Origin of the sequence: Streptomyces sp. TS71-3, assembly GCF_018327685.1 — a bacterium.
Classification (GTDB): Bacteria; Actinomycetota; Actinomycetes; order Streptomycetales; family Streptomycetaceae; genus Streptomyces.
Window position 1 is genome coordinate 3,140,487 of the sequence record NZ_BNEL01000003.1, and the last position, 14,147, is coordinate 3,154,633.

The window sequence follows — 14,147 nt, forward strand, 5'->3', positions numbered from 1 at the left end:
CCGCCCCGAAGACCGACACCGGCACCAGGCAGGTCAAAGAGACGGCCGTGGACGTCAAGCCGGAGACCACTCCGCAGTCCCGCGCCGGCACCGCCGAGATGTACAGGGTGGTGCGCGGCGACACCCTCTCGGAGATCGCCGACGACCACCACGTCGACGGCGGCTGGCAGCGCCTCTACTCCGCCAACCGGAGCACCGTCGGAGCCGACCCCGACCTGATCATTCCGGGCCAGCGGCTCTCCCTCGACGGATCGCGAGCCGCCACGGCTGCGCACCGCAACGCGGCGAGACCCGCGCCGAAGAGCCCCACGGACACCGAGCGCCACACCCGCCCCCGGCACCCCGCGCCCGAGCACCACGCACCGGAGCACGAGAAGGCCCCCGCCCCGTCGAAGGCCGCGAAGAGCCCGACGGCCCCGAAGACCGCGAAGACCGCGAAGTCAGTGGGAACCGCCACCAAGCCCAAGCCGTCGAAGGCCGCCAAGCCCGCCGCGAAGCCCGCCAAGCCGCAGGCGAGGCCCGCGACCAGGCACCACCAGGCCGCGCACCCCGCGCACCACGGCCTGCTCGCCCCGGTCGCCGCCTCCATCGGCACGCCGTACCACGCCGAGGGCAGCTCCTGGTCGAAGGGCTACCACACCGGCGTCGACTTCCTCGTGCCCACCGGCACCTCCGTCAAGGCCATCGCGGCCGGCCACGTGGTGTCCGCGGGCTGGGGCGGCTCGTACGGGTACCAGGTGGTGGTCCGGCACGCCGACGGCAGGTACAGCCAGTACGCCCACCTGTCGGCGATCTCCGTGAAGAGCGGGCAGAACGTCGTGGCCGGCCAGCGACTCGGCCGCTCGGGCGCCACCGGGAACGTCACGGGCCCGCATCTGCACTTCGAGGTGCGGACCGGGCCCGGATTCGGATCCGACATCGACCCGCTCGCCTATCTGCGGGCCGGCGGCGTCAGGATCTGAGGCGACCGCAGGGAGCGAGCCACCCGCCGGCGCTCCGCTCCGCGCCCCCCGGCTGGTGGGGGAGGCGATGCGGCAGCGTGCTCCGCTGCGGTTCCTCCCGCGGGTCGGACAGGGCGTCCAGCCCGGGCAGCTCCCGGACACCCGGAAGCTGCCGCAGTTCCGGCAGCCGCTCCTCGCGCTGCAACCGCTCCAGGCCCTCGAACACCGGGGCCGGCTGCTGCGGCACCTCGGAAGCGGCACCCGGTGCCGCGGCCTGGCGGCCCGGGACCTGCTGCGCGGCGTCGTCGGGCAACGGCGTCAGGCGCCCGGACACGGACGCCCGCTCCCCGGCTCTTGCCGCCGCGCCCTCCAGCACGATCACGGGGTGGGGCACCGTGCCCCCGGCCGCGAACGGCCGCCCGTCCGCGACCGCGGGAACGGCACGGTCGCCGGCCGCCGGGCCTGAGGGGTGGATGCGCTCCGTCGTCAGCAGCACCAGGCCGCCCGCGGCGACCGCCCCGCACCCCAGTGCGAGCACGGCGCCCGCGGTGCCGTGCTGGAAGCTCTCGCCGAACATGGTGAGGCCCACCCCGGCGGCCACCACCGGATTGACGACCGTGAGCGTGGACAGCGGCGCGGCGAGGCCCGCGTCGCGGTACGAGGCCTGCGACAGCAGCAGACCGGCCACCGCCATGACGGCGGTCACCGCCAGCGTCGGCAGCAGGACGGGCAGCGTGCTGCCCCCGGACCAGTCCAGCGCCACCGTCTTGGTGAACACCGACGCGATGCCGAAGGCGGCACCCGATGCCGTGGCCAGCAGCACGCTGCGGACCGCGGGACGGCTGTGCAGCGCATGCGCGGTCACCATCAGCGCCACGATCGAACCCGCGGTGACCGAGGCCACGCCGACGCGCTGCAGCCCGCTCAGCGACTGGCTGTCGGAGGCGCCGGTCAGCGCCAGCAGCCCGGCGAGGCCGAGCGTGGCCATCACCGCACCCCGCCAGGCGGTCGCACCGGCCCGGCGCCGCACGAAGACGGCCGCCATGGGCAGCGCGAAGACTATGGTCAGCGCGCCGAGCGGCTGGACCAGGCTGAGCGGCCCGAAGGCGAGGGCCGCCACGTGCAGCACGGCACCCAGGCCGTTGAGCCCGACCGCGGCCCACCAGACGGGGCGGTGCATGGGCGCGTAATGCGGGCCGGTGCCGGGCTCGGCGGCGGCGACCCGCTCCTGGACGATGGCGGCACCCGCGTACGCCACCGCGGAGACAAGGGAGAGCAGCACGGCCAGCGTGAGAGCGCTCATGACGCGCACCTCGCGGGTCCGGGCGTGCGGTGGTCAGGGCGCGGCGCTGCGCGGTCCGGTCGGTGGTGTGTCCCGTCGGGGTCCATACCTTCCACGATGCCTCGCAATACGGTTCGCGTCGTCGTCCCTGAGCACGCATTGGGTCCTACTGCCAACGGAGTACAACAGGAGTCACTGTCATCCCCCGGACTGGCGACCGTGGGGGGACGCCGTCGGTGCAAGGCCGCGGAAGCGGCAGGTATTCCCGCCTGCGGTTTGGCATGGCACGCGGTGCCTGACGTAGAGTCCCGCTTCTGGAGCGCCCGTTTACGGCCGTTTCCGAGGGCACCCGGCCGGCCGGTCGCACCGCGTGCGCCGCCGGCCGGGTAGGCGCCCGGACAGTTCGAGCGGACGAAGGGGCCAGACGGCGGCGATGACGGTGACAGACGACGGACCGGTGCAGCGGCCCGGCAGGGCTGCCGAACGCCCCACGCATGCCCCGAGGACGCCGGGAGCGGGCTCCGCGGAGGCGGGGGAGCCCGGCGGCCCGGCGATGGACTCGGGCCCCGGTGGGCCCGGCCCCGAGGCTCACAGGCGCGGATCCGCACAGCCCGACGGGCAGGCCCGCCAGTACGGCCCCGGGATCGACCCCGAGCGGCTCGCCACAACCCTGAGCGTGCTCGCGGAACTGGACACCCTCGACGTCGACCACCCCGACGCGATCACCGTCCGCCGCGCCACCTCCGGGCTCTACCGCACGGTCAAGCAGCGCCGCCGCCAGGAGCGGCGGGCCGCCAAGACCGCCCATGACAGGGCCGTCACCGAGGCGACCGCCACCGGCTCCGCCGAGCGGATCGACGACGAGACGCGGGGCGTGCTGCCCTCCTCGGCCACCCGCGGCGAGGTCGCCGGCGTCCTGCGGCGGCCCAGGTCCTGCTACGTCTGCAAGACCCGCTACGTCGAAGTCGACGCGTTCTACCACCAGCTCTGCCCGGACTGCGCCGCCGAGAACCGCGCCCGCCGCGACGCCCGCACCGACCTCACGGGCAAGCGGGCCCTGCTCACCGGCGGCCGGGCCAAGATCGGCATGTACATCGCGCTGCGGCTGCTGCGCGACGGCGCCCACACCACGATCACCACCCGGTTCCCCAATGACGCGATACGGCGCTTCAAGGCGATGCCCGACAGCGACGAGTGGATCCACCGGCTGAAGATCGTCGGCATCGACCTGCGCGACCCGGCCCAGGTGGTGGCCCTCGCCGACTCGGTCGCCGCCGCGGGTCCCCTGGACGTGCTGATCAACAACGCCGCCCAGACCGTGCGCCGCTCCCGGGGCGCGTACAGCGAGCTGGAGGCCGCCGAGTCCGCACCTCTGCCCGCGGGGGCGCTGCCCGCGGCCGAGGTGATCGGCTCCTTCGGCTCCGGGGCCGTGGCGGCGCTGCCGGCGCCCCGGCGCAGCGGCCTGAGCGCCCAGGAGATCACCGAGCTGGCGCTGGTCTCGGGCTCCGCGACGCCCGCGAGGATCGCGGCGGGCACGGCCGTCGACGCGGGCGGGCTCGTCCCCGACCTGCACGACCACAACAGCTGGGTGCAGGCCGTCCAGGACGTGGATCCGGTCGAGCTGCTGGAGGTGCAGCTCTGCAACTCCACCGCGCCGTTCATCCTCATCAGCAGGCTGCGCGCGGCCATGGCGGCGGCCGTCGCGGCGGGCGCCCGGCGCGCCTACGTCGTGAACGTCTCCGCGATGGAGGGCGTCTTCGGGCGCGGCTACAAGGGCGCGGGGCACCCGCACACCAACATGGCCAAGGCCGCCCTGAACATGCTGACCAGGACCAGCGCCCAGGAGATGTTCCAGGCCGACCGCATCCTGATGACGGCGGTGGACACCGGCTGGATCACCGACGAGCGGCCGCACCCGGACAAGATGCGCCTCGCCGAGGAGGGCTTCCACGCCCCCCTGGACCTGATCGACGGCGCGGCACGCGTCTATGATCCGGTCGTGCGCGGGGAGGGCGGCGAGGACGTGTACGGCGTCTTCCTCAAGGACTACGCCCCGCGTCCCTGGTAGCCGTCACCCGGACAGAGCAGCGCGCCGGGCTCCGCGCGGGCCCGACTCGCCCTGCGCGCTGGGGACTCGGCGGACGGGTGCGCCCCGTTCGGGCTGCGCGCGTCCGTTCGGCGGAGGATCATGGCCGAATGGAAGCGGATGGCCGCGGACAAATAGCCTTATTTTTCTTCCCGATCGAGCGGATGTCCGCTCACATGGTTACTCTGGAGCGGACGGACGGTTCTGGGAACCACATCCATATCCATGGTCCGTCCAGGGAAGGGCCGGCCACCACCGCCCCGCTCCCCAGCGAACTGTCGGCGCCACCGCGTCCCGGCTGCCCTTGTCCCAAGCCCCACCGGGCGTCAGGCGCCCGGTCGCCGGACCGGGCGGAACCTGCCCCGAGGGTTACCCGACACAGAAGGAGTGCGCGGTGACACCAGAGAAGGCCACGGCAGAACAACCCCCCAAGGAACGCACGGACCAGCTGGTCCCGGGTGTCCCGGATACGGACCAGCTCGGCAGCCTGGACGTCTGGGCCAGGTCCGCCCCCATCCGCCTCGCGGGCTACGAGGACGACCTGGCCGAGCCGCACATCCTGCAAAGCGTCGACTGACCGGCGCCCTTCCACGGCGCCGGCCCCGCCGGACGTGTCCTCGCGCCGGCCGCGGAACCTCCCCTGCCGCGGGCGGCACACCGGAACGTCAGGGGGGCTCGGGACCGGCGCCGGGGGTTCGGCTGTAGGGGTGGTCGTCGGCGCCCTGATGCGCCGCTGCCGCGGCGGCGGTCGCCGGGCCAGCACCATGGTCAGCGTTCCGCCGCGGTGAACGGCACGGCGGCCCGACGCCCGGAGAGCCCTCCATGACCAGCCCGACAGAGCCGGCCGCCGAACCGCCCGCCCGCTACGACGACCTGCGGGCGCTCTACATCAACTGCACCCTCAAGCGGTCCCCGGAGCGCAGCAACACCCAGGGCCTCGTCGACCGCAGCATGGCGATCATGCATGCGCAGGGGGTGCGGACGGAGCTGATCCGGGCCGTCGACGAGGACATCGCCACCGGCGTCTGGCCCGACATGACCGACCACGGGTGGCCGAGCGACGCGTGGCCCGAGATCTACGCCCGGGTCCTGGCGGCCGACATCCTCGTCCTCGCGGGCCCGGTCTGGCTCGGCGACAACGGCTCCGTGACCAGGCAGATCATCGAGCGGCTCTACTCCTGCTCCAGCGAGCTCAACGACCGCGGCCAGTACGCCTACTACGGCCGCGTGGGCGGCTGCCTGATCACCGGCAACGAGGACGGCGCCAAGCACTGCTCGACGGCCGTCCTCTACAGCCTCCAGCACGTGGGCTACACCATCCCGCCGCAGGCGGACGCCGGCTGGGTCGGCGCGGCCGGCCCCGGCCCGTCCTACCTGGACCCAGGCTCGGGCGGTCCGGAGAACGACTTCACCAACCGCAACACCGCCTTCATGACCTGGAACCTGCTCCACCTGGCCCGGCTCCTGAAGGACGCGGGCGGCATCCCGGCCTACGGCAACCAGCGCTCCGCCTGGGACGCCGGCATGCGCCCCGGCTCCGAGAATCCGGAGCACCGCTAGCGAATCCGGGGCCGGGCCCCGTGCCCCGTCGAGGGCCCGGCCCCGGCCGCCTGTTCGCGTGCGCTCGAACCCGGGCCGCCGGCGACGGATGGTCCCGCGGACGTTCCCGCCCGGAGTTCCTGCCGAGGCCCCGCGCGGAGTCACGCGTCCCCGCCCGGAATCCCGCCGAGGTCCCCGCCCGGCCCCGGCGGTGCCCGCGAGCCGGAGCCGCGAACCCGTCGTCCCGGAGCGGCTCCCGCCCCCTCGTTGACCAGGGAATCCGGCGGAATCAGGATGAGCGTGCCGCGCGGCGGGCAGTACGGTCCCTGGCAGAACTCATCCGTCCGGCCGCCGTGCCCGGTCCGTACCGACCGCCACGCGGCCCCCAGAGGGCACGTCCCGCGGCCGCACCATGCCGCACCCACCCGGCAACACACCCCCGAATCACTACGGAGCACCCGTCATGCATGACGACCGCACCCTGGTCGAATCCCGGCTCGAGCGTGTCCTCGAGGAACGCATCAGGCCCGCCGTGTACCCGGAGTCCGTGCCCCTTCAGGTGGCGGTGTGGCACGCGCCCGGCGAGCCGGTGCCCGTCGAGGAGGGCCTCGCCGCGCAGACTCAGCCGATCGCGGTGGGCGAGCGGTGGGGGGCCCCGTGGGGGACGAGCTGGTTCCGGGTCAACGGCACCGTGCCGAAGGCGTGGGCGGGGCGCACCGTGGAGGCCCTGCTCGACCTCGGCTTCAACGAGAACATGCCGGGCTTCCAGTGCGAGGGCCTGGTCTACCGCCCCGACGGCACCCCGGTGAAGGGCCTCAACCCGCGCAACCAGTGGGTCCGCGTCGGCGCGCCGGTGTCCGGTGGCGAGGAGGTGGTGCTGCACATCGAGGCCGCCTCCAACCCGGTCATCATGGGCCACCGGCCGTTCCAGCCCACGGCACTCGGTGACAAGGACACCGCCGGTACCGACCCCCAGTACGTCCTGACGCGGATGGACCTCGCGGTCCTCGACGAGACCGTGTGGGAACTGGTCAACGACCTCGAGGTGCTCGGCGAGCTGATGCACGAGCTGCCCGCCGACTCGCCCCGCCGGTGGGAAGTGCTGCGAGCCCTGGAGGAGGCGCTCGACGCGGTGGACCTGCAGGACGTGAACGGCACCGCCGCCGAGGCCCGTGCCCGCCTCCAGGGGGTGCTCACCCGGCCCGCCGTACCCTCGGCGCACCGCATCAGCGCGGTCGGCCACGCGCACATCGACTCCGCCTGGCTGTGGCCCCTGCGCGAGACCGTGCGCAAGGTGGCGCGCACCGCCGCCAACATGACCGCGCTGCTGGAGGACGAGCCGGACTTCGTCTTCGCCATGTCGCAGGCCCAGCAGTGGGCCTGGATCAAGGAGCACCGGCCCGAGGTGTGGACGAAGGTGAAGAAGGCCGTGGCGGACGGCAGATTCGTGCCGGCCGGCGGCATGTGGGTGGAGTCCGACACCAACATGCCCGGCTCGGAGGCGATGGCCCGGCAGTTCGTGCACGGCAAGCGGTTCTTCATCGACGAGTTCGGCATCGACAACGACGAGGCCTGGCTGCCCGACACCTTCGGCTTCGCCGCCGGTCTGCCCCAGATCATCAAGGCGGCGGGCGCCAAGTGGCTGCTCACCCAGAAGATCTCGTGGTCGCAGACGAACTCCTTCCCGCACCACACGTTCCGCTGGGAGGGCATCGACGGCACCCGCGTCTTCACCCACTTCCCGCCCGTGGACACCTACAACTGCTCGATGCAGGGCCGGGAGATCGCCCACGCGGTGCGCAACTTCAAGGAGAAGGGCCGGGCGAGCCACTCGCTGGCCCCCACCGGCTGGGGTGACGGGGGCGGCGGCGCCACCCGCGAGATGGTCGCCAAGGCCGCCCGGATGCGCGATCTGGAGGGTGCGGCACAGGTCGTCTGGGAGACCCCCAAGGAGTTCTTCGAGAAGGCGGAGGCCGAATACCCCGAGGCGCCCGTCTGGGTCGGCGAGCTCTACCTGGAGCTGCACCGCGCCACGCTCACCAGCCAGGCCAGGACCAAGCAGGGCAACCGCCGCAGCGAGCACCTGCTCCGGGAGGCCGAGCTGTGGGCCGCGACCGCCGCCGTGCGCGCCGGGTTCGCCTACCCGTACGAGCAGCTCGACAGGATCTGGAAGACGGTGCTGCTGCACCAGTTCCACGACATCCTGCCCGGCTCCTCCATCGCCTGGGTGCACCGCGAGGCCCGCCGCACCTACGAGAAGGTGGCGGAGGAGCTGACCGCCGTCATCACCGCCGCCCAGCACGCCCTGGCCGGCGAGGGCGACACCCCGCTGCTGTTCAACGCCACCCCGCACACCCGCGACGGCGTGCCGGCGGGCGGTGCGGGAGTCCCGTCCGCGCAGGGCACCGTCACGCTCGGGGAGCGGCCGGGCGGCGGCCACGTCCTGGACAACGGCCTGCTGCGGGTGGAGATCGACGAGCGGGGCCTGGTGGTCTCCGCCCGCGACCTGGCGGCCGACCGCGAGACCGTCGCCCCCGGGAAGCCCGCCGCCCTCCTCCAGCTCCACCCGGACTTCCCCAACAAGTGGGACGCCTGGGACGTGGACGCGTTCTACCGGAACTCGGTCACGGACCTCGTCGACGCGGACGAGGTGACAGCACAGGCGGGGGAGGCCGGGGCGTCCGTCCGGATCGTGCGCAGCTTCGGCGACTCCCGGGTCACCCAGGTGCTGTCGCTCGTGCCGGGCGAGCCGCGGCTCGACATCGCCACCGAGGTCGACTGGCACGAGACGGAGAAGTTCCTCAAGCTGGCCTTCCCGATCGACGTCCACGCCGAGCGGTACGCGTCCGAGACGCAGTTCGGGCACTTCCACCGCGCCACCCACACCAACACCAGCTGGGAGGCCGCCAAGTTCGAGGCGTGCAACCACCGCTTCGTGCACCTGGGCGAGCCCGGGTGGGGCGTCGCGCTGGTCAACGACTCGACCTACGGCCACGACGTGACGCGAACCGTGCGCGCCGACGACGGTGGTACGACCACCACGCTCCGGGCGTCACTGCTGCGCGCCCCGCGCTTCCCCGACCCGGAGACGGACCAGGGGGTGCACCGCTTCCGGCACGCCCTGGTGCCGGGTGCGACGGTCGGTGACGCGGTGCGCGAGGGCTACCGCATCAACCTGGCGGAGCGCGAGATCACCGGTGCCGGCGAGGTGGCACCGCTGGTCGCCGTCGACAACGACGCGGTGGTGGTCACCGCCGTCAAGCTCGCCGACGACGGCAGCGGTGATGTCGTGGTGCGGTTCCACGAGGCGCACGGGGGGCGGGCGAGGGCCGTTCTCACGGCCGGTTTCCCCGTCGCTTCGGTCACCGTCACGGACCTGCTGGAGCGTGAACTGTCCGGCGTCCCGGCGCCGGAGCGTACGGGGGACTCGGTTGCCGTGTCGTTGCGGCCGTTCCAGCTGATGACGCTGCGCTTGCGCCGCCGCGCCTGATCCCCGCTGCGCGGGATCCGCTCAACCCAGCCTCTTGCGGTTGTTCTCGCGACACCGCAAGGGGCTGGGCGAGCGCCGCGCCCGAAGGGCGAACGTCCGAAGGACGAGGAGAAGGGGGCGAACGCACACATCGGGGTTCACGGGGCCAGCCGGCCCCTGAGCCACTCCTCGACCCCGGCGACATGCGCGGCCGCAGCCGCCCGCGCCGCCTCCGGATCCCGGGCCGCAAGCGCCGCATGGATCCGCTCATGCTCGCGCTTGGTGCGCTCGAACACCCCCTCCTGCTGGTAGCCGCGCCACACCCGGGCGCGGAACGTGCGCGAGGACAGGCCCTCCAGGATCGCCGCCATCGTGTGGTTGCCCGCCGCCGTCGCGATGGCGCGGTGGAACGCCAGGTCGTGGGTGACGATGTCCTCCCACCCGTCGGTGGCCCTCATGGCCGTCAGGTGGCCCTCCACCTCGGCGAGCTGCTCGTCGGTGATCCGGGCCGCGGCCAGCGAGGTGGCCGTCGACTCCAGGATCCGCCGCACCTCCAGCAGTTCCACCAGGCCCATGCCCCGGGAGAGGTCGGCGACCACCCCGAAGGTCTCCAGCAGGTCGCCGGCCTCCAGGCGCGTGACGTAGATCCCCGAGCCGTGCCGCGCCTCCAGCACGCCCATCACCGTCAGGGCCCGGATCGCCTCGCGCATGGAGCTGCGGGAGATGCCGAGCTGCACCGCGAGTTCGCGCTCCGTCGGGAGCCGCTCCCCGGGCTCCAGGCGGCCCTCGCCGATCAGCGCCTTGATCTGCTCGATGGCGCGCTGCGTCACCGTGCCCTTCTGCGGGGCGCTCTCGGCGCTGTCGTTCACCCTGTGTCCTTCCGTCGCTTCGCTCGCCTCTCCGTCGGCTGAGGTCGCCGCAGTGTAACCACCGATGTGGTCGGACCACCACGACAGTGGCCCGACCAATACATGGGAAAAGTCGAGGGGAAATCTGCGACAGAGGGTTTTGCGGCGCCAAGTGGTCTGATAAATATCGTCCCGGCCGGGGACGGGACGCCCGGCCGGCGGGACGCTCCGCTCGGTCGCAGCACTCCCGTACATCCCTGTACATCCCGTTCACCGCTATGCGAGGAGAGTGCCGTCAGATGGCCGGCAGGACAGTGCGGAACAGGCGATTCACATCGCAGGCGGTGCGTACGGCGGCTGCGGCCGCATGCGTCGCGCTTGCGCTCACGGCATGCGGCAGCACCAACGACACCGGCGCCGCCGGCGCGGGCGGTGACGGCAAGGGTGGTGGCAAGGTCGGGGTGATCCTGCCCCTGCTCACCTCCCCGTTCTGGCAGTCGTACAACGACTACGTGCCGAAGATGGCGAAGTCCGAGGGGGTCGACGCGCTCAAGACCGTCAACTCCAACAACGACCCCTCGCAGCAGATCACCGACATCAACAACGCCCTCAACCAGAACGCCAAGGGCCTCGTCGTCGCCCCCATCGACAGCGCCGCCATCTCCGCGGGACTCGACCAGGCCGAGCGCAAGGGCGTCCCGGTCGTCGCCGTCGACGTCGCGCCCGAGAAGGGCAAGGTCGCCATGGTGGTGCGCGCCGACAACGTGGCCTACGGCCAGAAGGCCTGCGACTACCTCGGCCAGCACGTCAAGACCGGCAAGGTCGTGCAGATCATGGGCGACCTGGCCTCCGTCAACGGCCGGGACCGCTCCGAGGCGTTCCGCGCCTGCGCGAAGAAGAAGTACCCCGGGCTCAAGGTGCTGGAGATCCCCGCCAAGTGGGAGGCCGACACGGCCGCCTCCAAGCTCGACACCCTGCTCAACGCCAACCCCGACATCAAGGGCATCTACATGCAGGCGGGCGGCGTCTACCTCGCCCCCACGCTCCAGACGCTCAAGTCCAAGGGGCTGTTGAAGGCGGCGGGCCAGAAGGGCCACATCACCATCGTCTCCAACGACGGCATCCCGCAGGAGTTCGCCGCCATCCGCAGCGGCCAGATCGACGCGACGGTCTCGCAGCCCGCCGACTCCTACGCCAAGTACGGCATGTACTACATCAAGGCGGCGATGCAGGGGAAGACGTTCAAGCCCGGCCCGACGGACCACGACTCGAAGATCGTCGAGCTGCCCGGCGGCATCCTGGAGGACGAGCTGCCCGCGCCGCTGGTCACCAAGGACAACGTCGACGACCCCAAGCTCTGGGGCAACACGGTCAAATGAGCACGAGTGACACGACCGGACCGCGCCCGCTCGTCGAAGCGGACGGCATCGTCAAACGCTACGGACCCACCGTCGCCCTCCAGGACGGCCGGCTGACCGTCCTGCCGGGCGAGTCCCACGCGCTCGTCGGCCGCAACGGCGCCGGCAAGTCCACCCTGGTGCGGATCCTGACCGGTCTCCAGGCGCCGGACGCGGGCACCGTCCTCTTCGACGGCGAGCCCGCGCCGGCGCTCGGCGACCGCGACGCGTGGCGGCAGAAGGTGGCCTGCGTCTACCAGCACCCCACCGTCGTCCCCGAGCTGACCGTCGCCGAGAACCTCTTCATCAACCGCCAGCCGGCGGGCCGCCGCGGCTTCTTCAGCTGGCGCACCCTGCGCACCGAGGCCGCGCGGCTCCTCGACACCTGGGACATCCACGTCGACCCGGACGCGCGCACCGCCGAGCTCAAGGTCGAGGACCGGCAGATGGTGGAGATCGCCCGCGCCCTCAGCGGCGGCGCGCGCTTCATCATCCTCGACGAGCCGACCGCACAGCTCGACAACCGCGAGATCGAGCGGCTCTTCGCGCGGATGCGGGGACTTCAGAACTCGGGCGTCACGTTCCTGTTCATCTCCCACCACCTCCAGGAGGTCTACGAGGTCTGCCAGGCCGTCACGGTGCTGCGCGACGCCCGCTGGATCGTCACGGCACCCGTCGCGGAACTCGACCGCCCGGCGCTGGTCGAGGCCATGGCGGGGGAGCTCGTCACCCGCGAGGAGTCCGCGGCCCGCGCCGGCGTCCCCGACGACGCCCCGGTGCTCCTCGACGTCCGCGGGCTGAGCTCGGAGACCTACCACGACGTGGACCTCACCATCCGCCGCGGCGAGGTCGTCGGGCTGGCCGGATCCAGCGGCAGCGGAAAGATCCAGCTCGCCGAGGCCTTCACCGGCCTGCACCGCCCGACCGCCGGCACGGCCACGCTCCAGGGCACCGAGCTGCCGTTCGGCGATGTGACCGGCGCCCTGCGCGCGGGCGTCGGCTGGGTGCCCCGCGACCGCCACGAGCAGGGTCTCGTGACCGGTCTCACCATCGGTGACAACGCCACCCTCAGCGTCCTCGACCGCATCGGCCGCGGCGGTTTCGTCGGCACCGAGCGCAGGCGCTCCTTCGCGGTCGACCTCATCGAACGGCTCGACATCCACGCGGAGGGCCCCGACCAGCCCGTCTCCGACCTCTCCGGAGGCAACGCGCAGAAGGTCGTCATGGCGCGCGCGCTCGCGTCCGACCCCCGGCTGCTCGTCCTCATCAACCCCACGGCGGGCGTGGACGTCAAGTCCAAGGAATCCCTGCTGCGGCGGGTCGACAACGCCCGCGAGGACGGCACCGCCGTCCTGGTCGTCTCCGACGAACTCGACGACCTGCGCCGCTGCGACCGGGTCCTGGTCCTCTTCCACGGCCGCGTCGTCGCCGAGCACCCGGCCGGCTGGAGCGACCACGAGCTGATCGCCTCCATCGAGGGAATCGCCGCCGAAGGGCACGCGGCACAGCACACGCACTCACAAGGAGCTGAACACGATGGCTGACACCAAGGCCCCGTCGGCCCCGACCCCCGCACCGGGGCGGGCGGGACGCGAGGGGGCCGCCAAGTCCGTTCTGCTGCGCAAGGCCCGCGAACTCTCCCTGGTGCCGGCGCTGGTGGTGCTGCTGATCCTCGGCAGCGTCCTCAACGAGGCCTTCTTCACCGAGTCGAACCTGGTCTCCATCCTCGGCGCGTCCGCCTCGCTCGCCATGCTGGTGCTGGCCGAGTCCCTGGTGCTGATCTCCGGCAAGTTCGACCTGTCGCTGGAGTCGGTCGTCGGCATCGCGCCCGCCGTCGGCGCGCTGCTCGTGCTGCCCGCGGCCCAGTCCGGTTTCGGCACCGAGCTGCCCGCCGGGGTGGCCATCCTCGCGATCCTCGTGGTCGGCGCCGTCCTCGGCACCTTCAACGGGCTGCTCGTGGTGAAGCTGAAGCTCAACGCGTTCATCGTCACCCTCGCCATGCTGATCGTGCTGCGCGGCCTGCTCGTCGGCGCCACCAAGGGCAAGACGCTCTTCGGCATGCCCGACGCCTTCTTCTCGCTGGCCACCACGACGTTCCTGCGCATCCCCATGTCGGTGTGGCTGGCCGCGGTGGCGTTCGCAATCGCCGGGCTGATGCTCAAGTACCACCGCTGGGGCCGCGCGCTGTACGCCATCGGCGGCAACGTGGAGGCGGCCCGGGCCGCGGGCATCCGGGTGGACCGGGTGCGGCTGTCCGTCTACGTGATCGCCGGCGTCCTCGCATCGGTCGGCGGACTCATGTACACGGGCTACGTGGGCGCGATCGGCGCCAACCAGGGCCAGAACATGATCTTCACGGTCTTCGCCGCGGCGGTCATCGGCGGCATCAGCCTCGACGGCGGCAAGGGCACCATGTTCGGTGCCGTGACCGGCGTGCTGCTGCTCGGCGTCGTCAAGAACATGCTGACGCTCGCCCAGGTGCAGTCCTTCTGGATCGACGCCATCTACGGCGGAATCATTCTGCTCGCCCTGATGATCGCCCGTGTCACGACCGGCCGCGCCCAGGACTGACCCACACCGAAAGG

The 14,147-nt window shown here is 72.4% G+C and carries 9 protein-coding genes and 1 pseudogene; 8 read left to right on the forward strand and 2 right to left on the reverse strand.

Going from position 1 to position 14,147, the window contains the following annotated elements:
• Positions 1-50: 50 nt before the first annotated feature.
• Positions 51-962 (forward strand): annotated as a pseudogene (locus Sm713_RS37225) (peptidoglycan DD-metalloendopeptidase family protein); the annotation flags it as partial.
• On the opposite strand, the gene Sm713_RS37230 reads toward Sm713_RS37225, so the two are convergent.
• The gene (locus Sm713_RS37230) at positions 952-2,244 is read right to left on the reverse strand and encodes a DMT family transporter (RefSeq protein WP_212914342.1); all 1,293 of its coding nucleotides are present in this window, start codon (positions 2,242-2,244) and stop codon (positions 952-954) included. The pseudogene Sm713_RS37225 and the gene Sm713_RS37230 overlap by 11 nt on opposite strands.
• A 412-nt stretch (positions 2,245-2,656) precedes the next feature.
• On the opposite strand from Sm713_RS37230, the gene Sm713_RS37235 reads away from it, so the two are divergent.
• The 4 genes from Sm713_RS37235 to Sm713_RS37250 all read left to right on the forward strand — a co-directional run bounded on the left by Sm713_RS37235 (position 2,657) and on the right by Sm713_RS37250 (position 9,338).
• Complete coding sequence (locus tag Sm713_RS37235; RefSeq protein ID WP_374196114.1) at positions 2,657-4,291, forward strand: SDR family NAD(P)-dependent oxidoreductase; 1,635 nt, start codon at positions 2,657-2,659, stop codon at positions 4,289-4,291.
• Positions 4,292-4,703: 412 nt separating this feature from the next.
• Entirely contained in the window at positions 4,704-4,886 is a 183-nt protein-coding gene (locus Sm713_RS37240; protein ID WP_212914343.1) for a hypothetical protein, read from the forward strand.
• Between the two features lie 245 nt (positions 4,887-5,131).
• On the forward strand, positions 5,132-5,869 hold the full coding sequence (locus Sm713_RS37245) for a flavodoxin family protein (protein ID WP_212914344.1): 738 nt from the start codon (positions 5,132-5,134) through the stop codon (positions 5,867-5,869).
• 442 nt (positions 5,870-6,311) lie between these two features.
• The gene (locus Sm713_RS37250; protein ID WP_212914345.1) at positions 6,312-9,338 is read left to right on the forward strand and encodes a glycoside hydrolase family 38 C-terminal domain-containing protein; all 3,027 of its coding nucleotides are present in this window, start codon (positions 6,312-6,314) and stop codon (positions 9,336-9,338) included.
• A 137-nt stretch (positions 9,339-9,475) separates the two neighbouring features.
• Here the strand turns inward: Sm713_RS37250 and Sm713_RS37255 are convergent, their stop codons facing one another.
• A complete protein-coding gene (locus tag Sm713_RS37255; RefSeq protein ID WP_212914346.1) occupies positions 9,476-10,186 on the reverse strand; it encodes a FadR/GntR family transcriptional regulator in 711 nt (236 codons plus the stop codon).
• A gap of 278 nt (positions 10,187-10,464) precedes the next feature.
• Here Sm713_RS37255 and Sm713_RS37260 point away from each other — a divergent pair, with 278 nt between their 5' ends.
• The 3 genes from Sm713_RS37260 to Sm713_RS37270 are packed head-to-tail and all read left to right on the forward strand — an operon-like array spanning position 10,465 to position 14,133.
• Positions 10,465-11,544 carry a sugar ABC transporter substrate-binding protein gene (locus tag Sm713_RS37260; protein WP_212914347.1) on the forward strand — a complete coding sequence of 360 codons (1,080 nt, stop codon included), beginning with the start codon at positions 10,465-10,467 and terminating at the stop codon, positions 11,542-11,544.
• Positions 11,541-13,106, forward strand: a complete 1,566-nt coding sequence (locus Sm713_RS37265) for a sugar ABC transporter ATP-binding protein (RefSeq protein ID WP_212914348.1) — start codon at positions 11,541-11,543, stop codon at positions 13,104-13,106. Before Sm713_RS37260 ends, Sm713_RS37265 begins: the two co-directional genes overlap by 4 nt.
• Positions 13,099-14,133 carry an ABC transporter permease gene (locus tag Sm713_RS37270; protein WP_212914349.1) on the forward strand — a complete coding sequence of 345 codons (1,035 nt, stop codon included), beginning with the start codon at positions 13,099-13,101 and terminating at the stop codon, positions 14,131-14,133. The genes Sm713_RS37265 and Sm713_RS37270 overlap by 8 nt, the downstream gene beginning before the upstream one ends.
• Positions 14,134-14,147: the final 14 nt, after the last annotated feature.

Bases quoted from the DNA above. Each gene is read 5' to 3' on its own strand.
- Sm713_RS37235 (WP_374196114.1), top strand. From the start codon at position 2,657: ATGACGGTGACAGACGACGGACCGGTGCAGCGGCCCGGCAGGGCTGCC.
- Sm713_RS37245 (WP_212914344.1), top strand. From the start codon at position 5,132: ATGACCAGCCCGACAGAGCCGGCCGCCGAACCGCCCGCCCGCTACGAC.
- Sm713_RS37260 (WP_212914347.1), top strand. From the start codon at position 10,465: ATGGCCGGCAGGACAGTGCGGAACAGGCGATTCACATCGCAGGCGGTG.
- Sm713_RS37270 (WP_212914349.1), top strand. From the start codon at position 13,099: ATGGCTGACACCAAGGCCCCGTCGGCCCCGACCCCCGCACCGGGGCGG.
- Sm713_RS37250 (WP_212914345.1), top strand. From the start codon at position 6,312: ATGCATGACGACCGCACCCTGGTCGAATCCCGGCTCGAGCGTGTCCTC.
- Sm713_RS37230 (WP_212914342.1), bottom strand. From the start codon at position 2,244: ATGAGCGCTCTCACGCTGGCCGTGCTGCTCTCCCTTGTCTCCGCGGTG.
- Sm713_RS37265 (WP_212914348.1), top strand. From the start codon at position 11,541: ATGAGCACGAGTGACACGACCGGACCGCGCCCGCTCGTCGAAGCGGAC.